This window comes from Pseudomonas sp. LD120 (assembly GCF_009861525.1).
Lineage (GTDB): Bacteria > Pseudomonadota > Gammaproteobacteria > Pseudomonadales > Pseudomonadaceae > Aquipseudomonas.
Window position 1 is genome coordinate 129,711 of sequence record NZ_WVHL01000001.1, and the last position, 23,512, is coordinate 153,222.

The following is a 23,512-nucleotide window of genomic DNA, read 5'->3' on the forward strand; positions in this document are numbered from 1 at the left end:
CACGCCAGTGGCGCATAACCAGTAACCGCTGCCGCGCAGTACCGGGATTCGCGATTATTTGCGCGGTTTGACCCGCGCCGTGGCTTGCGCGATCAGTGGGTCATCCGGCCAGTAATGCTTGGGATAACGGCCCTTGAGGTCTTTCTTCACCTCGGCATAGGTGCTGCGCCAGAAGTTGGCCAGGTCCTGGGTGACTTGCACCGGACGCCGCGCCGGGGACAACAGGTGCAGTTTGACCACCTGCCGACCGCCGGCGATGCGCGGGGTGTCCGACAGGCCGAACAGCTCTTGCAGGCGCACCGCCAGAATCGGCGGTTGCTCGCTGTAGTCCAGGCGGATCGAAGACCCCGAAGGCACGCTCAGGTGATGCGGGGCCAGTTCATCCAGGCGCTGGGGCAACGGCCAGGGCAGCAGGTTGTGGACCATGCTGGCCAGCTCCAGGTTGGCAAAGTGGCTGAGGCGCGAGACCTTGCCCAGGTACGGCTGCAACCACTGCTCCAGGTTTTCGAGCAAGGCGGCATCGCTGACATCCGGCCATTGGCTCTCGCCCTTGTCCGCCAGATCGAGCTGCCGCAACAACATCACCCGGGCCTGCCACTGGCGCAGCTCCGGGGTCCAGGGCAACAGCTCCAGGCCCTTGCGCCGCACCAGATTGACCAGAGCCTGGCTGCGGGCGGATTCGTCCAGGCCGCTGAGCGGCTCGCGGCTGAGCACCAGTTCACCAACCTTGCGCTGGCGCTCGGCGCGCAACACGCCTTCACGCTCATCCCAATCCAACTGGTCGACGCTACGCACCTGTTCGGCCAGTACCGTATCGAACAACCCCGGATCAAAATCCACCGCCAGATAGATGCGTTCCTCACGCTGCCCCTGCCGACTGCCGAGATCAGCAATCACTAGCCAGGGCTGCTTCATCAAATTATCGGTCTCGCTGAACAGTGCCGCACGACCGTTGGCCAAACGATACTCAGCGCCGCCAGGGCGCCGCTGCTGGGCGACGCGGTCGGGATAAGCCAGGGCCAGCAAGGCCCCAAGCCAGCGAGGATGTTCCGGATCGGCCACGGCGGCCTCGGGCTGCCCGCGCAAATAGCCACGGTATTGGCGCGCCAGGTGTCGCGCTCGTTGCACGCCACCCTGGGCGCCACGGGCCGCGCGCTCAGCTCCCGAGAGCAGTACCAGGCGGCTGTGCAGATCGGCGCCAGCGCCGCGCAGGATGTCCCGCTCGCCGAGCAAGGCCGCAACATCACAGGCCATTTGCGCCAGCCCCAGGGACTGGCCGCGCAGCAACAGGTGAGCAATCCGCGGATGGGCCGGCAGCTCGGCCATGGCCTGCCCGTGACGGGTCAACGTGCCGTCGTCGTTGAGCGCGCCAAGGCGCATCAGCAGATCCTGGGCCTGGGCATAAGCGGCGCTGGGCGGCGGGTCCAGCCAGACCAGTTGGTTCGGGGTCACGCCCCAGCGCGCCAGTTGCAGGGCCAGGCCAGCCAGATCAGCTTGGAGGATCTCCGCGCTGGCATAGGCCGCCAGTTGTTCCTGTTGATCGGCCGACCACAAGCGATAACAAACGCCGGGTTCCAGACGCCCGGCCCGGCCAGCACGCTGGGTGGCGCTGGCCCGGGAGATGCGCTGGGTGTCCAGCCGGGTCATGCCGCTGCCGGGATCGAAGCGCGGTACACGGGCCAGACCCGCGTCCACCACCACTCGCACGCCATCGATGGTCAGGCTGGTTTCGGCAATGTTGGTGGCCAGTACCACTTTGCGCGTGCCCGCGGGGGCCGGATCGATGGCGGCGCGCTGGGCCGTCAGATCCAGCTCACCGTGCAACGGACAGAGCAGGATCTCGCTGTGCTCGCCCAGGGATTCGGCCAACTGCTGATGAACCCGACGAATCTCCGCCTGCCCGGGCAGGAACACCAACAGGCTGCCGCTTTCATCGTTGATGGCCTCCAACACGGTATTGACCACCCTGGGCTCGATGAACTCACCGGGCTGAAACGGCCGTCCCCAGCGCTGAGTCACCGGGAACATGCGACCCTCGCTGCGCACGATCGGCGCCTCGCCCAACAGCGCAGACAAACGCTCGCCCTCCAGGGTCGCTGACATCAGGAGGATCTTCAACGGCTGTTCGTCACGGAACAACTCGCGGCCATTGAGGCTCAGGGCCAGGGCCAGATCAGCGTCCAGGCTGCGTTCGTGGAACTCATCGAAGATCAGCAAGCCGACGCCTTCCAGGGCCGGGTCATCCTGCAGGCGTCGGGTAAGGATGCCTTCGGTCACCACTTCGATGCGGGTACGCGGGCCGACCTTGCTGTCCAGGCGGATGCGGTAGCCCACGGTTTCACCGACTGTTTCCCCCAGTTCGCTGGCCAGGCGCTCTGCGGCGGCCCGAGCGGCCAAACGCCGGGGTTCGAGCATGAGTATGGTTTGTCCGGCCAGCCAGTCCTGATCCAAAAGCGCCAAGGGCACACGGGTGGTCTTACCGGCACCGGGTGGTGCTTCGAGCACTGCTTCATGGCGGGCCGCCAGGGCTTCACGCAGTGCAGGTAAAACTTCATCAATTGGCAAAGAATTCATGCTGGCTCCAAAACAGAGGCGCGAGTATAACGGCGAACTGCCTGGGGTTAATCATGGTCTGAGTGCTGATCGACAAGCCTCAACACCCCGCCCCGCTCCCCTTTGCTTTCGTGCTTGCTAGGAGATATCCATGCGTATTCCCCACCGTGTCATTGGCGGCATTCTGGTGACCACACTGCTGAGCCAACTCACCGCCTGCGGTTCGATCTTCTTCCCCGATCGGCGCGGCCAGATCGACGGCAAGATCGATCCTGTGGTCGTAGCGTTGAATGCCGTGGGCCTGCTGTTCTATGTGATTCCCGGCCTGATCGCCTTTGGCGTCGACTTTGCCACCGGAGCGATTTACCTGGAACCGGGCAAGACCGCGCAAATCGCGCCAGAAAAACTCCAGCAGGCCATAGGCGCTGACGGTAAAGTCGACAACCGCAAACTGCAGGCCATTCTGGAAAGCGAACTGGGGGGCCGCTTCCCCCTGGACGACCCGCGCCTGATCCAGCACAAGGGCAGCGTGCAACAACTGGCGCTGTACGGCCTGCAACCTGCGGCCTGATAAACCCGTTCAAGGAAACCACCGTCGATGATCGCCCACCCGGAACACGCTCGCCTGCTGCGCCTGGCCACCCGCGCCTCGGTCACGGTGGCAAGCATCCTGATTGTGACCAAGGCCATTGCCTGGTGGTTCAGCGGCTCGGTGAGCATGCTGGCGGGGCTCACCGACTCGGTGCTCGACGGTTTCACATCCTTGCTCAACCTGCTGGCAGTGCATTACGCCTTGCGCCCGGCCGATGAAGACCACCGCTACGGTCATGGCAAGGCAGAATCCCTGGCAGGCATGGCTCAGGCGCTGTTCATCGCCGGCAGTGCGACTCTGATTGCCTTCCAGGCGAGCGAGCGCTTGCACAACCCGGAACCGGTGGGTGCGCCCTGGCTGAGCATCGGCGTGATCGTACTGTCGTTGGCCCTGACTGTGGCGCTGCTGGTGCTGCAGCATCGGGTAATCCGCGTTACCGGCTCAAATGCAGTGCGCGCCGATTCGCTGCACTACCGCTCCGACCTGTTGCTCAACGGCAGTATTCTGCTGGCTCTGGTGCTGGCCGCCTTTGGCTGGCACCAAGTGGATGCCTGGTTCGGCCTGGGGATTGCTGCCTACATCCTCTGGAGCGCAATCCAGATCGCCCGGGAAAGCTTCTCGGTGCTGATGGATGAGGAACTGCCTGCTGATGTCAGCCAGCACATGCTGGAGCTGGCCTGCAATGTGCCGGGCGTACTGGGCGCGCATGATCTGCGCACGCGCATTTCCGGTAGTCACTGGTTCGTCCAGTTGCACCTGGAACTACCCGGTGATTTGACCCTATCGGTGGCCCACGAAATCAGCGACCAAGCCGCCGATGCCATCCACCAGGCCTATCCACGGGCCGAAGTGCTGGTGCACGCCGACCCGCAAGAAGTGGTCAAGGCCGCCAGGGCTCAGTCAGTCACCTGATAACCCCGCGAGCTCAGGCAACTGCCCTGAGTCTGGCGGTAAGCCTGGACCACTTCGGGGGCCGGCGCGTAAGTTGCGCTCGCCGGGTCGAAGCCACTTTGCTGCACCGCCCAGCGATAACAGTCGTAGCGATCCTGATCAATCTGCTGTGGCGATTGGCCATTGACCGGATACGCCAACACGTCATAACCCGCGCCACCCTGCTGCTGCGGCAGCCCCCCCACCGGTGGCTCGACGACCACGTACTGCTGGGTGCTCGCTTCGTAGGCGTAGTAGGCGCCCGCGGCGAGAAAAAACAGCGCGCTGCCGATCCACACTTCACGCGCGTAGTCGGGTAGATAAGCCACCCGTATCCCATATGGCGGCCGCACCACTACATAGCGGGCGCCTTGCGGGCGATACCAGTAGCCGCCCGAAAAGAAGTAATCCTGGCCCCGATACGGAACCCGGTAATGGCGCTCGGGGAATCGGTCGATCACATAGCCGGGACGATAGTGCGGCGCTGAACCCCAGCCATTGCCATGCCCATCCGGGCGACCCGGCCAGCGATGATCATTGGGACGACCATTATCGGGACGCGAGCCCGGTCCACCGGCTTGCCAATGCCGGTTGTAATCGTTGCGCCGAGGAATGTCCTGATAGTAGCCGCGCTGGGGCTCCTGGGTCTGGCGAACAGTATCAGGGCGCCCCTGGATCGGCAGCTCGGGCGCCGCCTGCGGCGGTCGCGGAGTCGGCCGACGCTGCTGATTGGGATCGTGCTGCGGACGGTTCTGCCACTGTCCGCCGGGATTCTGGCCGTTGTGCTCGAACTGGCGGCTGTTGTCGCCACGGATGATTTCAGTCTGCGGACGCTGCTGCGGGGCAGGCTGTACACGTTCGGGCGGGGTCGCCGGGCGGCCCTGATTGCTCTCGCCACGCCCTTCGGGGGCATGCTCACGCTGCCCGCCCGAAGGCGCTCCCTGCTGGGGTGGGCGTCTCTCGCCCTGCTCATCGGCGAGCACCTGCGCGGTGACGCTGACGCACAACACACCAACACCTGCCAAACGCCAGATGCGCGACTTCATGCTATTCCTCACTGCAGATGGGGGCCTGTACTTAAGACTGAAAAAGCCCGGGGCGGTTCTGCAGCAGATTATCAGTCACAAGACTAATTTCGCAGGCAATAAAAAAAGGCGGCCCGTCGGCCACCCTTTGAGATTTTGTCCGTGCTCGACGCTTTTGACGCCGGCTCACCTCACGCCGTCTTCTGGACAGTGTGTAGCCCGGGGGCCAACTCAACCCTGTGGGATTGGTGGCCGCGGCAGGCCTGATTCGGCGGGCCGCAGTGGACTCTATGTCCGGGCAGTGATTCTGGTGATAAGAATAGGCCGGGGGCGCCGGCAGCGGATTGCGAAGATTGCTTGAAAAAACACCTCTTGCGCAATTTTTAACTAAAGCCGGATAATCCTGCGCAATAGTTACGACAAAGGCCTGACCAATGAGCAAACTCGACCGCTATGACCTGAGTATTTTGGCGGAATTGCAACGCGACGCCCGCATCTCCAACCAGGAACTGGCCGAGCGCATCGGCCTGTCCCCCTCACCCTGCTCGCGCCGGGTCAAGCAATTGGAAGACGACGGCTACATTTCCCGCCAGGTCGCCTTGCTGGACCGCAAGCTGCTCGGCCTGAGCCTGACCGCCTACGTGCTGATCGGCATGGATCGACACACACCGGAGCGTTTTGAGAATTTCGAAGCCGCGATCCGCAGCCTGCCACAAGTGCTGGAGTGCAGCCTGGTGACGGGGGTCGACGCCGACTACCAACTCAAGGTGGTGGTGCCGGACATGGACCACTACCAGAAGCTGCTGCTCGGTCACCTGACCCGCATCGATGGCGTGACCAGCGTGCGCTCAAGCTTCGTGCTCAATCAGGTGCTCAACAGCACTGAGCTGCCCCTGACCCACCTGCGCAGTTGATCCACAGGCCTGCTGTGGCGACGTAACGCATGCAGATCAATGCCCGCCCCTGATCCCTTGGCGTATACTCGCCCGGCATTTTTTGCCCTGCCTGCACCGGAGATGAACGATGGACCCAGCCGTATTAGAAGAGTGGATGATGACCGGCCTGGTCAGCATCCTGATCATATTCATGGGTTTCATCGTTTGGGACCTGGCCAAAAAGTCCAAGGCCGGACGTTTCGGCTCGTTCATCCTGTTTTTCGTGCTGGGCCTGGGCGTGGCCGCGTTCATCATCAAAAGCGTGGTCATCGGCTTGATCGAGTCCGGCGTCTTATAGACGCGCTGGCACTTCCTTCCACTGCCCCTGATCCAGGCCTTCCAGGGTCCAGTCGCCAATTCTCACCCGCACCAGACGCAAGGTCGGCAAGCCCACCGCGGCGGTCATGCGCCGCACTTGCCGGTTGCGCCCTTCGCGAATGACCAATTCCAGCCAACGGGTGGGCACGTTTTTGCGAAACCGCACCGGTGGATTGCGCGGCCACAACGGCGGCTCATCGAGCTCGCGCGCCTGGGCCGGCAAGGTCATGCCATCGTTGAGTTGCACACCATCGCGCAGACGCTGCAACTGCTCCGCGCTGGGTTCACCTTCGACTTGCACCCAGTAGGTCTTGGCCAGCTTGTGCTTGGGATCGGCGATACGCGCTTGCAGTTGCCCATCATTGGTCAACAACAGCAGCCCTTCGCTGTCACGGTCAAGACGCCCGGCCGGGTAAACCCCGGGGATCGCGATGAAGTCCTTGAGCGTCGCCCGCCCTTCGCCATCGCTGAACTGAGTCAGCACGTCGAATGGTTTGTTGAACAAGATCAACTTGGGCTCGGCCGGTGGCGCCTTGGCCACACGCTTGGCGGGAGCAGTGGAAAACGGCTTCGCGCCGGGGCGACGAGAAGCGGGACGAGGCGGACGGGACATAAGGTCAGGAACATTCAGCGATCAGGACCGACAATGCTAGTGGCCTGATCGCCAAATGACCATGGATTAAACGCTTAGCGGAAAGGCGGCTCGTCGAAACTGCGCAGTTTGCGCGAGTGCAGCGAGTTGAGTTCGCTGCGCATCAGGTCCACGGCTTCGATACCGATCTTCAAATGCTGGCTGACTGCACGCTCATAGAAGGCATTGGCCGCCCCTGGCAACTTGATTTCACTGTGCAGGGGTTTGTCCGAAACACACAGCAAGGTGCCGTAAGGCACGCGCAAGCGATAACCCTGTGCGGCAATGGTGCCGCTTTCCATATCCACCGCTACAGCCCGGGACAGGTTGATGAGCGGCCGCTCCTCGGCCCAACGCAGCTCCCAGTTGCGATCGTCATACGTCAGGACGGTGCCGGTGCGCAGGCGTTTCTTCAATTGTTCGCCCTTTTCTCCAGTGACATTGGCCGCGGCCTGTTGCAGCGCCAACTGGACCTCGGCCAGGGCCGGGATCGGAATGTTCGGCGGCACCACACGGTCGAGAATGCCGTCGCGGCGCATGTAGGCGTGGGCCAGCACATAATCGCCAATGGTCTGGGATTGGCGCAGTCCACCGCAGTGACCGATCATCAGCCAGCAATGAGGACGCAGTACCGCCAGGTGATCGGTGATGTTCTTGGCGTTGGACGGGCCGACACCGATGTTCACCAACGTCACGCCATGACCGTCACTGGCCTGCAGGTGATAGGCCGGCATCTGGTAACGATGCCAGACCACGCCAGCGGCAATCGCCGAGGCTTCGCCATGATCCATGCTCTTTTCAATGATCACGTTGCCCGGCAAAACCATGCGCACAAAACGCGGGTCGCTGCGCAGTTGCTCCAGACCATGGAAGATGAACTGGTCAACATAACGGTGATAGTTGGTCAGCAGGATCCACGGCTGTACATGGCGCCAGTCACTGCCGGTGTAATGCACCAGGCGACGCAGAGAGAAATCCACCCGCGCGGCATCGAACAGCGCCAAAGGCAGCGGATGAGTATTTTCCCAGTCGTAGAGCCCGTCGGCGATGCCGTCGGTGGCAGCCGACAGGTCGGTGCTGGGGAAAACCCGGGCCAGAGCCGCGGCAGTCACTCCCGAGCCCGCCAGTTCGTCACCCTGCTCCACCACGTAGGGGTAAGGAATGTTCTGCTCGCTCACGCCCACCTCCACCGTGACGGTGAAGTCGTGCATCAGGGGCACCAGTTGTTCGAGCAGATAATTACGAAAAGCGGCGGGATGAGTGACGGTGACGCTGTAGGTGCCCGGTAACTGGACCTTGGCATAAGCGCGGGTGGTTTGTGGGACTTCGCCGTGGCAGTGGTAGGTCAAACGCAGTTCGGGGTAACGAAACAACGCTCGTTGCTCGGCATCCGGTTCGACCCGGTCCTTGAGGTAGCGCTTGAGCGCCTGGCTCAACGCCGTGGTAGCCCGCTCATGCAACGCAGCAAGCCGATCCACGGCTTGCTCGGCGGTTTGAACGACAATAAAAGCTTCGGTCACGATAAGCATCCTGTGTTCTGATCTTGCAGGGGTTCATCTTGCCTGCAACACCGCCCGACGGGAACAGCGGAATCATGCCGACTCAGATGCCCGGGGTGGAGCGGGCGACGATGGCCGCCACATCCAGTCCTCGGGGCAAGGTGCCATAGACTCGCCCGCCCTGGCCGTCCAGGCGACTGGCGATAAAGGCGTCACTGACCACCTCATTACCGGCCTCCAGCAACAGCTTGGCCTGCAACCCCAGCGCAATGTCCTCGGTCAACTGACGGGCGCGGTACTGAATGTCGGCAGTGTCCTTGAAGCTGTCTTTAAGCGTCGCGATATGCGCCGCCAGACGCTGATCGCCATGCCCGTCCCCAAGCTCGGCAAACAGCGCATCCAGCACACCGGGCTCTTTCGAGAGGGCCCGCAGCACGTCCAGGCACTGCACATTGCCGGAACCTTCCCAGGTGGAATTCACCGGCGCTTCGCGGTACAGCCGCGGCAAAATGCTGTCTTCAACATAACCGGCGCCCCCCATGCACTCAGCGGCCTCATTGATCATTGCCGGCGCGCGTTTGCAGATCCAGTACTTGCCCACTGCGGTCACCAGGCGACTGAACTTGGCTTCCTGGGCATCATCCTGATGGTCCAGGGCACGCCCCATGCGCATGCTCAGGGCCAGAGCCGCCTCGCTTTCCAGGGCCAGGTCAGCCAATACGTTCTGCATCAGCGGCTGCTCGCTGAGCAGCCGTGCGCCCACGCAGCGATGGGCACAATGATGGCTGGCCTGAGTCAGGGCTTGGCGCATAAGTGCGCTGGAGCCGACCATGCAGTCGAAGCGGGTCATGGCCACCATCTCGATGATGGTGGGAACACCGCGCCCTTCTTCACCGATCATCCACGCCAGGGCGCCACGAAACTCCACTTCACTGGAAGCGTTGGATACGTTGCCCAGCTTGTTCTTCAAGCGCTGGATATAGAACTGATTGCGCGTGTCATCGGGACGGTGGCGAGGCAGGAGGAAACAGGTCAGGCCTTTATCGGTCTGGGCCAGGGTCAGAAAGGCATCGCACATCGGTGCCGAGCAGAACCATTTGTGCCCCACCAACTCATAGGCCTGCCCCGGTCCCGTGGCGCCCACCGGATAAGCCCGAGTGGTGTTGGCGCGCACATCTGTGCCGCCCTGCTTCTCGGTCATGGCCATACCGATGGTCAACCCGGCCTTGTGCTGCATGCCGACATTGCGCGGATCGTATTGAGTGCAGAGGATCTTCGGCAGCCACAACTGCGCGATATCCGGCTGGCGCTTCAACGCCGGAACGCAGGCGAACGTCATGGTCAATGGACAGCCGCTGCCTGCCTCGGCCTGACTGTGCAGATAGGTCATGGCGGCGCGGGCCACGTGAGCGCCTGCTTGCGGATCGGTCCAGGGCAGCGAAGTCAGGCCACCTTCGATCGCAGCGTGCATCAACTGGTGATAAGCCGGGTGAAACTCCACCAGGTCGACCCGATGGCCAAAGCGGTCATGACTGGAAAATACCGGCTTGTTCTGATTGGCCAGAAATCCCGCCGCCATCAACGGGCCACCGGCCAACGCGCCATAGGCATCGACTCGGGACTCGGCCCAGCCGGCATCGAAGCGCTGCATCCACTGCTGCAACGGCAGGTCGATCCGATAAAGGTTGGTACCGTCCAGGGCGGGCGGCTGGTTGGTCACTTCGTGCGTTTCAGCGAACTGGTGGAGGTTCATCGCGGGGCTCCTTCAGGGTATGCCAAGCCGCCAGTTAATCACCCACCCCACCTCGAACAAAGTGGTATACGCGCCTAAATGTCGGCGCTTTCACCCTGCTCCGCATGCAGCACCCGCCTTGCCAGCACCGCTTGCAACGCCTCGAATTTAACCGGCTTGCCCAGTGCATCAGCCCCCACGCCCCATTCGGCACCGGGTGCACACGCCTGAAAAATCGGCAAGCGCGCATAGCCCGGTAATGCATGGGCCTGCAGGCGAAAAGCCTCTGATTGAGCGGTGGACATGTCGTCATCGACCAGCACCGCACTGATGGACTCACGCCCCAGCAGTTGCAGCGCATCGGTGGGGCTTGGCGCAGTAAGTACCCGATAGCCGAGCTTGAGCAGCATGCCCCGCAGCACCAACTGATTGACGTCGTTGTCATCGACCAGCAGCACGGTGCAATCCTGTGGCAAGCGTCGATCAAGGGCTGCCGGTGAACGCTGAAGCGACTCCTGAAGATCGAACCCCACCTGCAGGCGGAAGCAACTGCCCTGGCCAAGCGTGGACTCATGGGTCAATTGGCCACCCAACAAATCCACCAACTGTCGGCAAATCGCCAGGCCGATACCCAGTCCGCCATATTCACGGGTCATGGAGCCATCGAGCTGGAAGAAACGCTGATACACCGCCGACTCCTCCAGATTGATGAAACCGACTCCGCTGTCGATCACTTCGAAGCTGAGGCTCACGCGCTCGGCCGACGCAGAGCGGGTGACGACACGCAACACCACCGCGCCGGAGTGTGTGAACTTGATGGCGTTTTCCAGCAGGCACTCCAGGCAATGACTGAGTTTGCAGCGATCCCCCAGCAGGCGATCGGGCAATCCGGCAGCGAGATCGACCTGGAAAGACAGCGACTTGGCTGCGGCACTGGCGCCGAATTGGCTCTGTAACGTGATCAACAGCGAGCGCAGGCTGAACGGCTGACGTTGCGCGCTGAGCTTGCCCGCCTGCAACTCGGTCAACGTAAGAATGCCGTTGACCATGCGCATCATGTCCCGCGCCGAGCCGGCGGCCGTTTGCTGGTACTGCTGCAGTTCCGGGTCCAGGTCCAGGGTCTGCATCAATTCCAGCGAGCCGATAACGCCGTTCATCGGGGTTCGCAGTTCATGGGTCAAGGTGGCCAGGAACTCGTCCTTGAGCCGGTTGCTATGGGCCAGTTGCTGGTTCAGCACTTCAAGCTTCTGCCCGGCCTCCTGCAGGGTCTGGGCCTGCTGCTCGCGCATCGCGTTGATCCGGTCAGCCAGCGCCAGCGACAGCAACGCCACCTCGATCGCCGAGCCGATCTGGCTGGCGTACATGGTCAGGAATACATTCGGCAGGTAACCCAGCACCATCAGCGTGTTGATCACCCCGCCAAACAGAAAGGCCGACCAGGCAATGATGAAATAGCGCGCCACGCGCAAGCCACGACACCAAGCCACTATCCCCGCCACGTAGATCACCACGGTGAACAGTAACGCCAACGCGGTGGCCAGCCGCAGTGCCAGGGCATAGCTGGTCATCAGTGATAACACCATGACCACGACGCCGAACGCCATCAGTGCCAGCAACATCCGGTCAACCCAGGGACTGTGGCGAGCCGTCTGCAAGAAGCTACGAGCGAACTGGCTGCCGAACAGGCCCGCCGAGCCAATGAAAAATGGCGTCGCGGCATTGGCCCACCAGGGGTGGCTGGGCCAGAAGTACTCAACCGCAGCACCATTGACCGACAACTGATAAAGGCCAAAGGAGGCAATATAGAAGATGTAGTAGAGGTAGCTGGTATCACGCACGCTGAGGTAGATGAACAGGTTGTACACCAGCATCCCCAGCAACACTCCGTAGATCAGCCCCAACACATAAAGCCGCACTGGCTGGGCTTCAAGGTACGCCTGGCTGGACCAAAGGCTCACCGGCGCCTGGATCGAACCTTCGCTGGCCAGACGCAGATAGATGGTCTTGTGTTCGTGAGGGGAGAAATTCAGATTGAACAGGTAGTTGTTCTGGCGGATCTGCCGACTGTCGAACGGCAAGGCATCGCCAGTGCGCTCTGCCAACCGATAACCACCTGCTTCATCAGCGACATACAGATCCAGGTGATCCAGCGGCGGATAGGCCAACTCCAGCAGCCAGTTGCGCTGCGCAGCAGGGTTGCCGGGGCGGTATTCAAGATCGATCTTCAGCCAGAACGCCGAACGAGAGTAGCCGGCATTGAGGGTATCTTTATCGTGGCGCTTGAAGTGCTGAGCCAAAGGCCCCGAACTGACATCGGCAATTGTCGCCTGCCCACTCACGTCTTCGAGGACTTGCATCACTCGGCCCAAGGGCAGGCGTTGAGTGAACTCGTCGAACTCGGCGGCGCCAGCCAGCAGCGGCAAGCTCAACAGCAACATCAGCAAATAGTGCATTAAAGCCCCAGCGTGACCTGTCCGGCGGTGTCAGGAAGTCCCCCCATTTCCGTTGAGCAGACGTCAAACCGGCATAGCCTGTTATTGGTTTGAGTGCACTCTAGCATAGCCGCTGATGGCCATTGAGCACCATTGAAAATTTTAGTCTAAAGGCTCTAGATCGGGCCTTTCAGCGCAATCCTGCGAGCTAGAGCGGTTGCATCGAATAAGACCGTCGACCACTCAAAAGCAAAGCTCGCCATTCCACGCCGAGCGCCGCGTAAAAAAGCGTTTGGTGGTAAGCTCGCCGCCCATGAATATCTACAGCTCTCGCCCCGTTGTCCTCTGTCTCTCCGGCCACGACCCCAGTGGTGGCGCCGGCTTGCAGGCAGATATCGAAGCCCTGCTGGCTCAGGGTTGTCACGCAGCTCCGACTGTCACCGCCCTGACCGTGCAAGACACGGTCAATGTCAGCGACTTTCGCGTCCTGGATCGCGAGTGGGTGTTGGCCCAGGCCAATGCCGTGCTCAACGACTCCAGAGTCGCCGCAGTCAAGCTGGGCATGCTCGGCTCCCTGGAGATGGTCGACACCGTGGTCGAACTGCTCCAGGCGCACCCACACCTGCCCCTGGTCTGCGACCCGGTGCTACGCGCCGGCGGCGGTGGCCGTCTGGGCAAGGATGACGTGGGCTACGCCATGCGCGAACGCCTGCTGCCCCTGGCCACCATTGCCACTCCCAACCTTCCCGAAGCCCAAATTCTTGCGGAACTACCCGAAGGCAGCGCCGACCAATGCGCCGAAAAACTCTTGCCGTTCGTCAAGCACCTGCTGATCACTGGCGGCCATGGCGATGAACACGAAGTGCATAATCGCCTGTACAGCCGCGACGGCCTGCGCGAAACCTACACCTGCCAGCGCCTGCCGGGCAGCTATCACGGCTCCGGCTGCACCCTGGCCAGCGCCCTGGCCGGTCGTCTGGCGCAGGGCGAACATCTGGACAGTGCGGTGAAATCTGCCCTGGATTACACCTGGCGCACCCTGCGCGATGCCGAACAACTGGGCCGAGGCCAGTTCGTCCCGCGTCGTTTGCCGTTGGACTTTTGCTCGTAATGTCATGAGGCCCGCTCAATGAAACTACGTGGTCTGTACGCCATCACCGACGGCCAACTGTTGGCTGGCAAGTTTCTGAAATACGTGGAGGCGGCGCTGGAAGGTGGCGTCACGCTGCTGCAGTACCGCGACAAAAGCGACGATCAGGCCCGCCGCCTGCGGGAAGCCGAAACCCTGCTGACCTTGTGCGAGCGCTACAAGACCCGCTTGATCATCAATGACGATGCCGAACTGGCGGCACGCATTGGCGCAGGCGTGCATCTGGGCCAGACTGACGGTCCCCTGACCCCAGCCAGAGCCTTGCTAGGTCGTGAGGCAATCATTGGTTCCACCTGCCATGACCAATTGCCCCTGGCCGAACAAGCGGCAAAAGAAGGCGCAAGCTATGTCGCCTTCGGCCGTTTTTTCAATTCCACCACCAAGCCCGGCGCCCCTACGGCCAGCCTTGAACTGCTGGATCGCGCCCGGCCCCGCCTGAACCTGCCGATTTGCGTGATCGGCGGTATCACCCTGGACAACGCTGCGCCACTGATCAGCCACGGGGCTGATCTACTGGCCGTGGTCCATGGCCTGTTCGGTGCCGACAGTGCCGAGGAAGTGACCCGCCGCGCTCGCGCCTTCAACGCCATGTTTCATCTTTAAACAGTCAACCGCTGATTTTTTGAGAGCCGAATAATGTCTCGTTCCGAAACTCTGTTTGCCAACGCCCAGAAACACATCCCAGGCGGCGTCAACTCGCCGGTCCGCGCATTCAAAAGCGTGGGCGGCACCCCGCTGTTCTTCAAGCACGCCGAAGGTGCCTATGTCACTGACGAAGACGACAAGCGCTATGTCGACTATGTCGGCTCCTGGGGCCCGATGATCCTCGGCCACAGCCATCCAGACGTGCTGGATGCGGTGCGCAAGCAGCTGGAGCATGGCCTGTCCTACGGCGCCCCGACTGCCATGGAAACCGAAATGGCCGATCTGGTGTGCGCCATCGTGCCGTCCATGGAAATGGTGCGCATGGTCAGCTCCGGCACTGAAGCCACCATGAGCGCGATTCGCCTGGCCCGAGGTTTCACCGGCCGCGACAGCATCATCAAATTCGAGGGCTGCTACCACGGTCACTCCGACAGCCTGCTGGTCAAGGCCGGCTCTGGCGCCCTGACCCAAGGCGTTCCCAGCTCCGCCGGGGTGCCTGCGGCCTTCGCCAAACACACCCTGACCCTGCCCTTCAACGACATCACCGCCGTGGAGAAAATGCTCGCGGAAGTCGGCCAGGAAGTGGCCTGCATCATCGTCGAGCCGGTGGCCGGCAACATGAACTGCGTACCGCCGGCACCGGGTTTTCTTGAAGGTCTGCGCAGACTCTGCGACCAGCATGGCGTAGTGCTGATCTTCGACGAAGTGATGACCGGCTTCCGTGTCGCTTTAGGCGGCGCCCAGGCTCATTACGGCGTGACACCGGACCTGTCGACCTTCGGCAAGATCATCGGCGGCGGCATGCCGGTGGGCTGCTTCGGCGGCAAACGCACGATCATGGAACACATCGCGCCCCTGGGCCCGGTCTACCAGGCTGGCACACTGTCCGGCAATCCGCTGGCCATGGCCGCCGGCCTGACCACCCTGCGCCTGATCAGTCGCCCCGGCTTCCATGCCGAACTGAGCGACTACACCAGCCGCCTGCTCGAAGGCTTGCAACAACGCGCGGATGCCGCGGGTATTCCGTTCGTCACCACCCAAGCCGGCGGCATGTTCGGCCTGTACTTCAGCGGCGCCGATGACATCGTCACCTTCGACGACGTGATGGCCAGCGATGCCAACCTGTTCAAGCGCTTCTTCCACTTGATGCTGGAGGGCGGCGTGTACCTGGCGCCCAGTGCCTTCGAGGCCGGTTTCACCTCGATCGCCCATGGCGAGGCCGAGCTGCAACTGACCCTGGATGCAGCAGAGCGCGCATTTGCCGCGTTGAAGTGAGCCCAGGCCACCGGGCGTGGTGATCAACCACGCCCGGCGCGTCTTTTACTCGGACTTTTCTCCTATCGAAGTGGAAAACGCTGGCAAAATCTGCGGATATCGCAGCCACGCAGCAGAAAAACGAGCAAAGACTTTGTAAGGTTGCCCCTGCTTATTTCATAATGCGCGCTTATTGGGCCCTCGCAGGGTCCGCGCGCCCCTCAGAGGTAAGTCGATCCCCATGAACCGCACCGGCCGCGCCCTGACATTGGGCTGCCTGTTGCTCCTTCAGCCCCTGCTCGCGCACGCACAAGCAGGCGGCAACTCGTTGTTGATCCCTGCGCAGGGTCGCTGCACCCTCGACCCACAGGCACACGATCAGGGCGAGGCGCTCGCCGCCTGCCAAAAGGCCGCCGATGACGGGGATGCCGAGGCGCAATACGAGCTGGGTGAGTTCTACTACGAAGGCCAAGCCGAGCAGCGCGACTTCAACCAAGCCCTGAGTTACTTCGAAAAGGCCTCGCTGCAAGGTCATGCTCAGGCGCAGTTCAAACTCGGCACGATGTTCTTTCACGGCGAAGGCGTACCTGCCAACAACGTCCAGGCTTATATCGTGCTGAAAATGGCTGCGGTCAACGGCGCCGAGGATGCGCTGGACACGGCCGACGAAGTTGCCGGACACATGCAGCGCGACGAGCTGGAAGTGGCCACCCAGGTGTTGGGGCAGATTTTCCGCAAATACTTGATGGAACTGCAGAGCGCCGACGGCCGTTCGCCTTTTTCACCCCTGCCCTGACAGGCCTTGGCGCCATTCGCTGACAGCCCTTGCAACACCGTCAGACACAAATCAGCGCCTGTCAAGAAGGCGCCAGCCCAAGCCGGGCCTATTTCTCGGGCATCGGCATTGGGAACGGCATGACGTTGCTGACGCCGCGGGCTTCGCTGATTTTTGGCGTGCCGAGGCGCTCCACTTCGTCGATGCGCACGATCGAATGCATCGGCACAAAACTGCGCACCACGCCTTCGAATTGAGCCTTGAGCTTCTCTTCGCTCGGGTCGACGACCACCTGCGTGCGCTCGCCAAAGACGAACTCTTCCACTTCCAGGAAGCCCCACAGATCACTTTGATAGATCTGCTTGGCGTACATTTCGAACACCTGCCCCTGGTTGAGGAAAATCACCTTATAGATTGGAGCTTCACGTTTGGTCATGGTGGGCAGGTAACACATCGAGGGACAAAAATAGGGCGCGAACTATAGCATAGCTACCCGATGCACAACGCTAGGATCCTGTAGGCATGGCCCCTATAATGCGCGGTTCTTTGAATCACGTGAGACCGAGGTCCATGGCCAAGAAGCTCTATATCGAAACCCACGGTTGCCAGATGAACGAGTACGACAGCTCGCGCATGGTCGATCTGCTGGGTGAACATCAGGCCCTGGAAGTCACCGCCCGCGCCGAAGATGCCGACGTCATTCTGCTCAACACCTGCTCCATTCGCGAACGCGCCCAGGATCGGGTTTATTCCCAACTCGGACGCTGGCGTGAGCTGAAGCTGGCCAACCCGGAAATGGTCATCGCCGTCGGTGGCTGCGTGGCGAGCCAGGAAGGCGCGGCGATCCGTGATCGGGCGCCTTATGTCGACGTGGTTTTCGGCCCTCAGACCTTGCACCGCCTGCCGGAAATGATCGACGCCGCACGCACCAGCAAACTGCCGCAGGTGGACGTCTCGTTCCCGGAAATCGAGAAGTTCGACCACCTGCCCGAGCCGCGCGTCGAAGGCCCCAGCGCCTACGTCTCGGTGATGGAAGGCTGCAGCAAGTACTGCACCTTCTGCGTCGTGCCCTATACCCGGGGCGAGGAAGTCAGCCGGCCGTTTGACGATGTGCTTGCCGAGATTATCCACCTGGCGGAAAACGGCGTCCGTGAAGTCACTCTGCTGGGCCAGAACGTCAACGGTTACCGCGGTCAAACCCACGATGGACGCATGGCGGACCTGGCCGACCTGATCCGCGTAGTCGCGGCCGTCGACGGCATCGAGCGGATTCGCTACACCACCTCGCACCCGCTGGAGTTCTCCGACAGCCTGATTCAGGCCCATGCCGAAGTGCCAGAGCTGGTAAAGCACCTGCACCTGCCCGTGCAGTCAGGTTCCGATCGCATCCTGGCGGCGATGAAACGCAACCACACCACCCTGGAGTACAAGTCCAAGCTGCGCAAACTGCGAGCGGCAGTGCCGGGCATCTGCATCAGTTCGGACTTTATCGTTGGTTTCCCCGGGGAAACGGAAAAAGACTTCGAGCAGACCATGAAGTTGATCGAGGACGTCGGCTTCGACTTTTCCTACTCGTTTGTCTACAGCCAGCGCCCCGGCACTCCGGCCGCCGACCTGGCCGACGACACGCCAGAGGCGCTGAAAAAGGAGCGCCTGAACGCGCTGCAGCACCGCCTCAACCAACAGGGCTTTGAGATCAGCCGACAAATGGTTGGATCCACTCAACGCATCCTGGTCACCGACTACTCCAAGAAAGACCCGGGAGAGCTGCAAGGACGGACCGAGAACAACCGTATCGTCAACTTCCGCTGCGACAATCCCACGCTGATCGGCCAATTCGCCGACGTGCGCATCGACTCTGCGCAGCCTCACTCGCTACGCGGCTCGCTGCTATCGTAAAAACAGGTTGATGCGGATGAAGGCTTGCCAGCAAATGGGCTCGTAACACCGCCCTCGCCGGCAAGCCGGCTCCGCGAGAAAAAGCCCCAACGGCCCTTGCTCCATATAAGAGCTTTCGCACCCAAGCCGCTGGCGTTATCCTTGATTTCTTCTTAATTGCCGTTGGGCGGCCAAAAACGACCTTGAACGCACCCATAGAACCTCATCGCTTCATCCTCGAGCCCTTCGAGGCTCGCCGCTTCGCCAATCTGTGCGGGCAATTCGACGAGCATTTGCGCTTGATCGAACAGCGCCTGACGATTGAGATCCGCAATCGCGGCAATCAGTTCGAACTGATCGGCGAACCCAAGCACACCAACTCCGCAGAAAATCTTCTGCGCCGTCTCTACCGGGAAACCAAAGGCACCGAGTTGTCGCCGGACCTGGTGCATCTGTTCCTCCAGGAATCTGCCGTGGAAGAGCTGGACAACCCATCGGTGGCCGACGCGGCTGTGGCCCTGCGCACCAAAAAAGGCATGATTCGCCCGCGCGGCCTGAATCAGCAGCGCTATGTCAAAGAAATTCTCGGCAACGACATCAACTTCGGCATCGGCCCGGCCGGTACAGGCAAGACCTACTTGGCCGTGGCCTGCGCCGTTGACGCTCTGGAACGCGAGCAGGTACGACGTATCCTGCTGGTGCGCCCGGCCGTGGAGGCCGGTGAAAAACTCGGTTTCCTGCCCGGCGACCTGGCCCAGAAGATCGACCCTTACTTGCGCCCACTGTATGACGCACTGTACGAGATGCTCGGCTTCGAACAGGTGGCCAAACTGATCGAGCGCCAGGTCATCGAGATCGCGCCACTGGCTTACATGCGCGGCCGCACCCTGAACAACAGCTTCATCATCCTCGACGAAAGCCAGAACACCACCGTGGAACAGATGAAGATGTTCCTCACCCGGATTGGCTTCGGCTCCACCGCGGTGATCACCGGCGATATCACCCAGGTCGACCTGCCCAAGGGCACCAAGTCCGGGCTGGCTCACGTGACCAACGTACTCAAGGATGTGCCCGGCATCAGCTTCACTCACTTCATGCCCAAGGACGTCGTGCGCCACCCGCTGGTGCAACGCATTGTCGAAGCCTACGAGCGCTTCGAACAGCGGGCCGACGACGAAGCCGCCAAGGCCGCCGCCGACAGGGGCAGCCGCCGCGATGCTTGAGCTTGACCTGCAGCGCGCCAGCCAGCAGCCGGCCCCCAGCGATGAGCAATTCCGCCAGTGGTGCGAGCTGGCCCTGCGCCAGCGCACTGCCGACTCGGAACTGACCATCCGCCTGGTGGACGAAGACGAAGGCCGCGAGCTGAATCACACCTGGCGTCATAAAGATTACGCCACCAATGTGCTGTCATTCCCTGCCGATGTGCCGGATGAGCTGCTGGATATCCCGCTGCTGGGGGATCTGGTGATCTGCGTCGCAGTGGTCGAACGTGAAGCGGCCGAACAAGGCAAGGAACCCAATGCCCACTGGGCTCATCTGGTGATTCACGGCTGCTTGCATCTACTGGGTTACGACCATATAGATGATGACGAAGCCCAAGAAATGGAAGCACTGGAACGAACGTTGCTTGCAGAGCTGGGTCATCCTGACCCTTATGCAGACGACGAAAACTGATCAACATCCACCTGTAACCACCAAGGATTCAGAGCAATCGCTATGAGCGAAGATCGATCGAGCAACGGGCAAAAGTCATGGCTGGGTAAACTGACCCAGGCTTTTGCCCATGAGCCGAAAAACCGTCAGGAGCTGCTGGAGCTGCTGCGCGAAGCCCATCAGAATAAATTGCTGGACAGCGAAGCGCTGGCTATCGTCGAAGGCGCCATTCAGGTCGCTGACCTGCAAGTCCGAGACATCATGGTCCCGCGCTCGCAGATGATCAGCATCAAGGCCACCCAGACGCCCCGCGAGTTCCTCCCCGCCGTCATCGATTCGGCGCACTCGCGCTACCCGGTGATCGGCGAAAGCCATGACGATGTGATGGGCGTCCTACTGGCCAAGGATTTGCTTCCGCTGATCCTCAAAGAGAACGGCGACAGTTTCAACATCAAGGACCTGCTGCGCCCGGCAACCTTCGTGCCTGAATCCAAGCGCCTGAACGTGCTGCTGCGCGAGTTCCGTGCCAACCACAACCACATGGCCATCGTCATCGACGAGTACGGCGGCGTGGCCGGTCTGGTGACCATCGAAGACGTGCTGGAGCAGATCGTCGGCGACATCGAAGACGAGCACGACGTCGAGGAAGACAGCTACATCAAGCCCCTGCCCAGCGGTGACTTCCTGATCAAGGCGCTGACACCGATCGAGAATTTCAACGAATTTTTCGACAGCAACTTCTCCGATGATGAGTTCGACACCGTCGGAGGCCTGGTGATGAGCGCGTTCGGCCACCTGCCAAAACGCAACGAAATCACCGAAATCGGCACCTATCGCTTCCGTGTGCTCAATGCCGACAGCCGGCGGATTCATCTGCTGCGCTTGACCCCCATCGCCCGCTAAGGACTGGGGTCATCAGCCCTCCCAGCGCACCAAATTGTCGCCTTGAGCCGCCCCGGCCCCAGGCGATGATTGACTGCGGATGGGGCACGCGGCGCCGCATGATTCGACGCTTCGCTGCATCATCCACCCAACTATTTTTCTCGCGCCTCGCCCGGCACGAAACAGGAAAGAGCTGATGAAACGCCTCTTGCAGCGCTCAACCCGCCCCGGCTGGCCCGGCAACCTGCTGGCCATGGCGGCTGGTGCCATCACCACCCTGGCCCTGGCGCCTTACAACATCTGGCCGCTGGCGTTGCTGGCGGTGGGGGTGTTCTACGCCGGCATGCGAGAGCTGACACCACGCCAGGCTCTGGGCCGTGGCTGGTGCTTCGGTTTCGGCCTGTTCGGCGCAGGCACCAGTTGGATCTACGTCAGTATCCATACCTATGGCGGCGCTTCGGCCTTGCTCGCCGGCCTGCTGCTGCTGATCTTTATTGCCGCCATCGCCTGGTTCTTCGCCCTGCCCGCCTGGCTCTGGACACGCTGGCTGCGGCGCAACGAAGCACCGCTGGCCGACGCCCTGGCATTCGCCGCGCTGTGGCTGGGCCAGGAAGCCTTTCGCGGCTGGTTTCTCACTGGTTTCCCTTGGCTGTACTCCGGCTACAGCCAGCTCGACGCGCCTCTGGCCGGACTCGCGCCGTTGGGCGGCATCTGGCTGATCTCCTTCTCCCTGGCCCTGACTGCCGCGCTGCTCTACAACCTGCCACGCCTGATCAAAGGCGGACGCAAGGGGTTTATCGTCGCCGGCCTGCTGCTGGCTGCACCGTGGGTTGTGGGCATGGCGCTCAAAGGTCACGCCTGGACCAGCCCTGCGGGTGAACCACTGTCGGTCGCGGCGATTCAGGGCAACATCGAGCAAAACATGAAATGGGACCCGGCCCAGCTCAACGCGCAACTGGCTCTGTATCGCGACATGAGCTTCAGCAGCAAACGTGTGGACCTGCTGGTCTGGCCGGAAACCGCGATACCGGTACTCAAGGAATCGGCCGAAGGCTACCTGACGATGATGGGCAATTTTGCCGCCGACCGTCATTCCGCGCTGATTACCGGGGTTCCGGTGCGCCAACAGGTGCACCATGAGAAGCGCTACTTCAATGGCATCACCGTCACCGGCGAAGGCGACGGCACCTACCTGAAGCAAAAGCTGGTGCCCTTCGGCGAGTACGTTCCCCTGCAAGAGGTGCTGCGCGGACTGATCGACTTCTTCAACCTGCCAATGTCGGACTTTGCCCGCGGCCCGGCCGATCAGCCGTTGCTGCAGGCCAAGGGCTATCAGATCGCACCGTTCATCTGCTACGAAGTGGTCTATCCCGAGTTCGCCGCCGGCCTCTCGGCCCGCAGCGAGCTGCTGCTGACCATCAGCAACGACACCTGGTTCGGCACCTCCATCGGCCCCTTGCAGCACCTGCAAATGGCCCAGATGCGCGCCCTGGAAGCCGGACGCTGGATGATCCGCGCCACCAACAACGGCGTCACCGGCCTGATCGATCCGTTTGGCAAGATCACCGCGCAGATTCCACAGTTCGAGCGCGGCATCCTGTATGGCGAAGTGGTGCCGATGCACAACTTGACGCCGTATTTGCAATGGCGCTCATGGCCGCTGGCAGTGCTGTGCTTCGTGCTGTTCGGCTGGGCGTTGCTGGCCAGCCGTATTGCCAAGACCGTTTAAGGCCTGGGCCGGCCAGCCCGCTCCCAGAGGAGCAGACTGGCCGGCGATCAGCGATAAAACAACCGATACCCCAACTGACCCACCACCTCGTTGATCAACTGGCCGCTCTGCCAGATCGCCTTGAACTCGGGCATCCAGCCACCCAATGGGCGGGCGTTATCCACCCCCAGAAAGCCGACCGGCGCCGGCACCACGACAAACCCTGCGTGCTCAAAGCTCCAGACAGAGCGAGGCATGTGCCAGGCCTGGGTAACCACCACAACACGCTTGATTCCCAACGGCAGCAACACCTCGGCGCTGAACTGCGCGTTCTCCCAAGTCGTGCGGCTGCGACCTTCCTGCCAACGCACCGTCACGCCAAAGTCGTTGAGCATTGACTCAGCCATTAAGGCCGCTTCGGTGGGCGGCGTACCGTAATGCAGGCCACCGCTGGTCAAGACTGGCAAGCCGGAGGCTTTGGCCAGTCGTGCGGCATATCGCTCGCGCTCCAGGCCAACACCCGTCGGTTGATCCGCTCCCCAAGCCGGATCGCCGCGCTCGCGCCCCGAGCCCAGCACCACAATCGCATCAGCCTGTTGGGCCAGGCTCGCCCACTGGCTCTGGGGCAAGGCAGGCAACTGTTCGAGTCTGCCAGCCCCCCATTCCACCATCACCGGCAGGCTCATCAGCCAGAAGCCACCCAGCCCCAGGGCAAAACAACATCCCGCCAGCCGGGGCCTGGAACGCCTAAAGCCCCAGGCCAGCAAGAGCAGGAGCAAGAGAATGCCGGGAGGCAGTAGTAATTGTTTGATGAAATAACGAAAAGGCATCGAGCATCTCCAAAAGATGCCCGAAGCCTAAAGGGGATACCCATGCGGCAACAACCGATGCCAGCCACTTTTGCTTTCGAGGCCCTCGAC

General features: G+C 61.8%; 21 protein-coding genes. 13 read left to right on the top strand and 8 right to left on the bottom strand.

What is annotated here, in order from left to right; genetic code table 11:
- Positions 1 to 54 precede the first annotated feature (54 nt).
- The gene (gene hrpB / locus PLD_RS00650) at positions 55 to 2,574 is read right to left on the bottom strand and encodes an ATP-dependent helicase HrpB (protein ID WP_159888922.1); all 2,520 of its coding nucleotides are present in this window, start codon (positions 2,572 to 2,574) and stop codon (positions 55 to 57) included.
- Positions 2,575 to 2,704: 130 nt separating this feature from the next.
- Here hrpB and PLD_RS00655 point away from each other — a divergent pair, with 130 nt between their 5' ends.
- Complete coding sequence (locus PLD_RS00655) at positions 2,705 to 3,124, top strand: polyribonucleotide nucleotidyltransferase (protein ID WP_159888924.1); 420 nt, start codon at positions 2,705 to 2,707, stop codon at positions 3,122 to 3,124.
- Between the two features lie 27 nt (positions 3,125 to 3,151).
- On the top strand, positions 3,152 to 4,057 hold the full coding sequence (locus PLD_RS00660; protein ID WP_159888926.1) for a cation diffusion facilitator family transporter: 906 nt from the start codon (positions 3,152 to 3,154) through the stop codon (positions 4,055 to 4,057).
- Here the strand turns inward: PLD_RS00660 and PLD_RS00665 are convergent.
- Complete coding sequence (locus PLD_RS00665) at positions 4,042 to 5,121, bottom strand: DUF6515 family protein (protein WP_159888928.1); 1,080 nt, start codon at positions 5,119 to 5,121, stop codon at positions 4,042 to 4,044. The genes PLD_RS00660 and PLD_RS00665 overlap by 16 nt on opposite strands.
- A 413-nt stretch (positions 5,122 to 5,534) precedes the next feature.
- On the opposite strand from PLD_RS00665, the gene PLD_RS00670 reads away from it, so the two are divergent.
- Both PLD_RS00670 and PLD_RS00675 read left to right on the top strand, forming a co-directional pair.
- Positions 5,535 to 6,014 carry an Lrp/AsnC family transcriptional regulator gene (locus PLD_RS00670; RefSeq protein ID WP_159888930.1) on the top strand — a complete coding sequence of 160 codons (480 nt, stop codon included), beginning with the start codon at positions 5,535 to 5,537 and terminating at the stop codon, positions 6,012 to 6,014.
- A 109-nt stretch (positions 6,015 to 6,123) separates the two neighbouring features.
- Positions 6,124 to 6,333: a DUF2788 domain-containing protein gene (locus tag PLD_RS00675; protein WP_159888932.1), complete on the top strand. Its 210-nt coding sequence runs from the start codon at positions 6,124 to 6,126 to the stop codon at positions 6,331 to 6,333.
- Here the strand turns inward: PLD_RS00675 and PLD_RS00680 are convergent.
- The 4 genes from PLD_RS00680 to PLD_RS00695 form a co-directional block, all read right to left on the bottom strand.
- Positions 6,328 to 6,894: a pseudouridine synthase gene (locus PLD_RS00680; protein ID WP_178116106.1), complete on the bottom strand. Its 567-nt coding sequence runs from the start codon at positions 6,892 to 6,894 to the stop codon at positions 6,328 to 6,330. The genes PLD_RS00675 and PLD_RS00680 overlap by 6 nt on opposite strands.
- Positions 6,895 to 7,040: 146 nt before the next feature.
- A complete protein-coding gene (amn, locus tag PLD_RS00685) occupies positions 7,041 to 8,513 on the bottom strand; it encodes an AMP nucleosidase (RefSeq protein WP_178116098.1) in 1,473 nt (490 codons plus the stop codon).
- Positions 8,514 to 8,586: 73 nt separating this feature from the next.
- The gene (locus PLD_RS00690) at positions 8,587 to 10,236 is read right to left on the bottom strand and encodes an acyl-CoA dehydrogenase family protein (protein ID WP_159888938.1); all 1,650 of its coding nucleotides are present in this window, start codon (positions 10,234 to 10,236) and stop codon (positions 8,587 to 8,589) included.
- Between the two features lie 74 nt (positions 10,237 to 10,310).
- On the bottom strand, positions 10,311 to 12,668 hold the full coding sequence (locus tag PLD_RS00695) for a hybrid sensor histidine kinase/response regulator (protein WP_159888940.1): 2,358 nt from the start codon (positions 12,666 to 12,668) through the stop codon (positions 10,311 to 10,313).
- Positions 12,669 to 12,960: 292 nt separating this feature from the next.
- On the opposite strand from PLD_RS00695, the gene PLD_RS00700 reads away from it, so the two are divergent.
- The 4 genes from PLD_RS00700 (at position 12,961) to PLD_RS00715 (ending at position 16,492) form a co-directional block, all read left to right on the top strand.
- Positions 12,961 to 13,758: a hydroxymethylpyrimidine/phosphomethylpyrimidine kinase gene (locus PLD_RS00700; protein ID WP_159888942.1), complete on the top strand. Its 798-nt coding sequence runs from the start codon at positions 12,961 to 12,963 to the stop codon at positions 13,756 to 13,758.
- Between the two features lie 18 nt (positions 13,759 to 13,776).
- Positions 13,777 to 14,400, top strand: coding sequence for a thiamine phosphate synthase (gene thiE / locus PLD_RS00705; RefSeq protein WP_159888944.1), 624 nt, complete (start codon positions 13,777 to 13,779; stop codon positions 14,398 to 14,400).
- Positions 14,401 to 14,433: 33 nt separating this feature from the next.
- Positions 14,434 to 15,717 carry a glutamate-1-semialdehyde 2,1-aminomutase gene (hemL, locus tag PLD_RS00710; protein ID WP_159888946.1) on the top strand — a complete coding sequence of 428 codons (1,284 nt, stop codon included), beginning with the start codon at positions 14,434 to 14,436 and terminating at the stop codon, positions 15,715 to 15,717.
- Positions 15,718 to 15,937: 220 nt separating this feature from the next.
- Positions 15,938 to 16,492, top strand: coding sequence for a tetratricopeptide repeat protein (locus PLD_RS00715; protein WP_159888948.1), 555 nt, complete (start codon positions 15,938 to 15,940; stop codon positions 16,490 to 16,492).
- Positions 16,493 to 16,580: 88 nt separating this feature from the next.
- Here the strand turns inward: PLD_RS00715 and PLD_RS00720 are convergent, their stop codons facing one another.
- Positions 16,581 to 16,907, bottom strand: coding sequence for a DUF1820 family protein (locus PLD_RS00720; protein ID WP_007927079.1), 327 nt, complete (start codon positions 16,905 to 16,907; stop codon positions 16,581 to 16,583).
- 134 nt (positions 16,908 to 17,041) lie between these two features.
- Between PLD_RS00720 and miaB the strand changes: the two genes are divergently transcribed.
- The 5 genes from miaB to lnt all read left to right on the top strand — a co-directional run bounded on the left by miaB (position 17,042) and on the right by lnt (position 22,613).
- Complete coding sequence (gene miaB / locus PLD_RS00725) at positions 17,042 to 18,370, top strand: tRNA (N6-isopentenyl adenosine(37)-C2)-methylthiotransferase MiaB (protein ID WP_178116099.1); 1,329 nt, start codon at positions 17,042 to 17,044, stop codon at positions 18,368 to 18,370.
- Between the two features lie 182 nt (positions 18,371 to 18,552).
- Complete coding sequence (locus tag PLD_RS00730; RefSeq protein WP_159888952.1) at positions 18,553 to 19,572, top strand: PhoH family protein; 1,020 nt, start codon at positions 18,553 to 18,555, stop codon at positions 19,570 to 19,572.
- A complete protein-coding gene (gene ybeY, locus PLD_RS00735) occupies positions 19,565 to 20,023 on the top strand; it encodes an rRNA maturation RNase YbeY (protein ID WP_159888954.1) in 459 nt (152 codons plus the stop codon). The genes PLD_RS00730 and ybeY overlap by 8 nt, the downstream gene beginning before the upstream one ends.
- A gap of 42 nt (positions 20,024 to 20,065) precedes the next feature.
- Positions 20,066 to 20,905, top strand: coding sequence for an HlyC/CorC family transporter (locus tag PLD_RS00740; RefSeq protein ID WP_159888956.1), 840 nt, complete (start codon positions 20,066 to 20,068; stop codon positions 20,903 to 20,905).
- A gap of 187 nt (positions 20,906 to 21,092) precedes the next feature.
- Entirely contained in the window at positions 21,093 to 22,613 is a 1,521-nt protein-coding gene (gene lnt / locus PLD_RS00745; RefSeq protein WP_159889730.1) for an apolipoprotein N-acyltransferase, read from the top strand.
- Between the two features lie 47 nt (positions 22,614 to 22,660).
- Here the strand turns inward: lnt and PLD_RS00750 are convergent, their stop codons facing one another.
- Complete coding sequence (locus PLD_RS00750; protein WP_159888958.1) at positions 22,661 to 23,422, bottom strand: YdcF family protein; 762 nt, start codon at positions 23,420 to 23,422, stop codon at positions 22,661 to 22,663.
- Positions 23,423 to 23,512: the final 90 nt, after the last annotated feature.

Bases quoted from the DNA above. Each gene is read 5' to 3' on its own strand.
- hrpB (WP_159888922.1), bottom strand. From the start codon at position 2,574: ATGAATTCTTTGCCAATTGATGAAGTTTTACCTGCACTGCGTGAAGCC.
- PLD_RS00655 (WP_159888924.1), top strand. From the start codon at position 2,705: ATGCGTATTCCCCACCGTGTCATTGGCGGCATTCTGGTGACCACACTG.
- PLD_RS00660 (WP_159888926.1), top strand. From the start codon at position 3,152: ATGATCGCCCACCCGGAACACGCTCGCCTGCTGCGCCTGGCCACCCGC.
- PLD_RS00665 (WP_159888928.1), bottom strand. From the start codon at position 5,121: ATGAAGTCGCGCATCTGGCGTTTGGCAGGTGTTGGTGTGTTGTGCGTC.
- PLD_RS00670 (WP_159888930.1), top strand. From the start codon at position 5,535: ATGAGCAAACTCGACCGCTATGACCTGAGTATTTTGGCGGAATTGCAA.
- PLD_RS00675 (WP_159888932.1), top strand. From the start codon at position 6,124: ATGGACCCAGCCGTATTAGAAGAGTGGATGATGACCGGCCTGGTCAGC.
- amn (WP_178116098.1), bottom strand. From the start codon at position 8,513: ATGCTTATCGTGACCGAAGCTTTTATTGTCGTTCAAACCGCCGAGCAA.
- PLD_RS00690 (WP_159888938.1), bottom strand. From the start codon at position 10,236: ATGAACCTCCACCAGTTCGCTGAAACGCACGAAGTGACCAACCAGCCG.
- PLD_RS00695 (WP_159888940.1), bottom strand. From the start codon at position 12,668: ATGCACTATTTGCTGATGTTGCTGTTGAGCTTGCCGCTGCTGGCTGGC.
- PLD_RS00700 (WP_159888942.1), top strand. From the start codon at position 12,961: ATGAATATCTACAGCTCTCGCCCCGTTGTCCTCTGTCTCTCCGGCCAC.
- thiE (WP_159888944.1), top strand. From the start codon at position 13,777: ATGAAACTACGTGGTCTGTACGCCATCACCGACGGCCAACTGTTGGCT.
- hemL (WP_159888946.1), top strand. From the start codon at position 14,434: ATGTCTCGTTCCGAAACTCTGTTTGCCAACGCCCAGAAACACATCCCA.
- PLD_RS00715 (WP_159888948.1), top strand. From the start codon at position 15,938: ATGAACCGCACCGGCCGCGCCCTGACATTGGGCTGCCTGTTGCTCCTT.
- PLD_RS00720 (WP_007927079.1), bottom strand. From the start codon at position 16,907: ATGACCAAACGTGAAGCTCCAATCTATAAGGTGATTTTCCTCAACCAG.
- miaB (WP_178116099.1), top strand. From the start codon at position 17,042: ATGGCCAAGAAGCTCTATATCGAAACCCACGGTTGCCAGATGAACGAG.
- ybeY (WP_159888954.1), top strand. From the start codon at position 19,565: ATGCTTGAGCTTGACCTGCAGCGCGCCAGCCAGCAGCCGGCCCCCAGC.
- PLD_RS00740 (WP_159888956.1), top strand. From the start codon at position 20,066: ATGAGCGAAGATCGATCGAGCAACGGGCAAAAGTCATGGCTGGGTAAA.
- PLD_RS00750 (WP_159888958.1), bottom strand. From the start codon at position 23,422: ATGCCTTTTCGTTATTTCATCAAACAATTACTACTGCCTCCCGGCATT.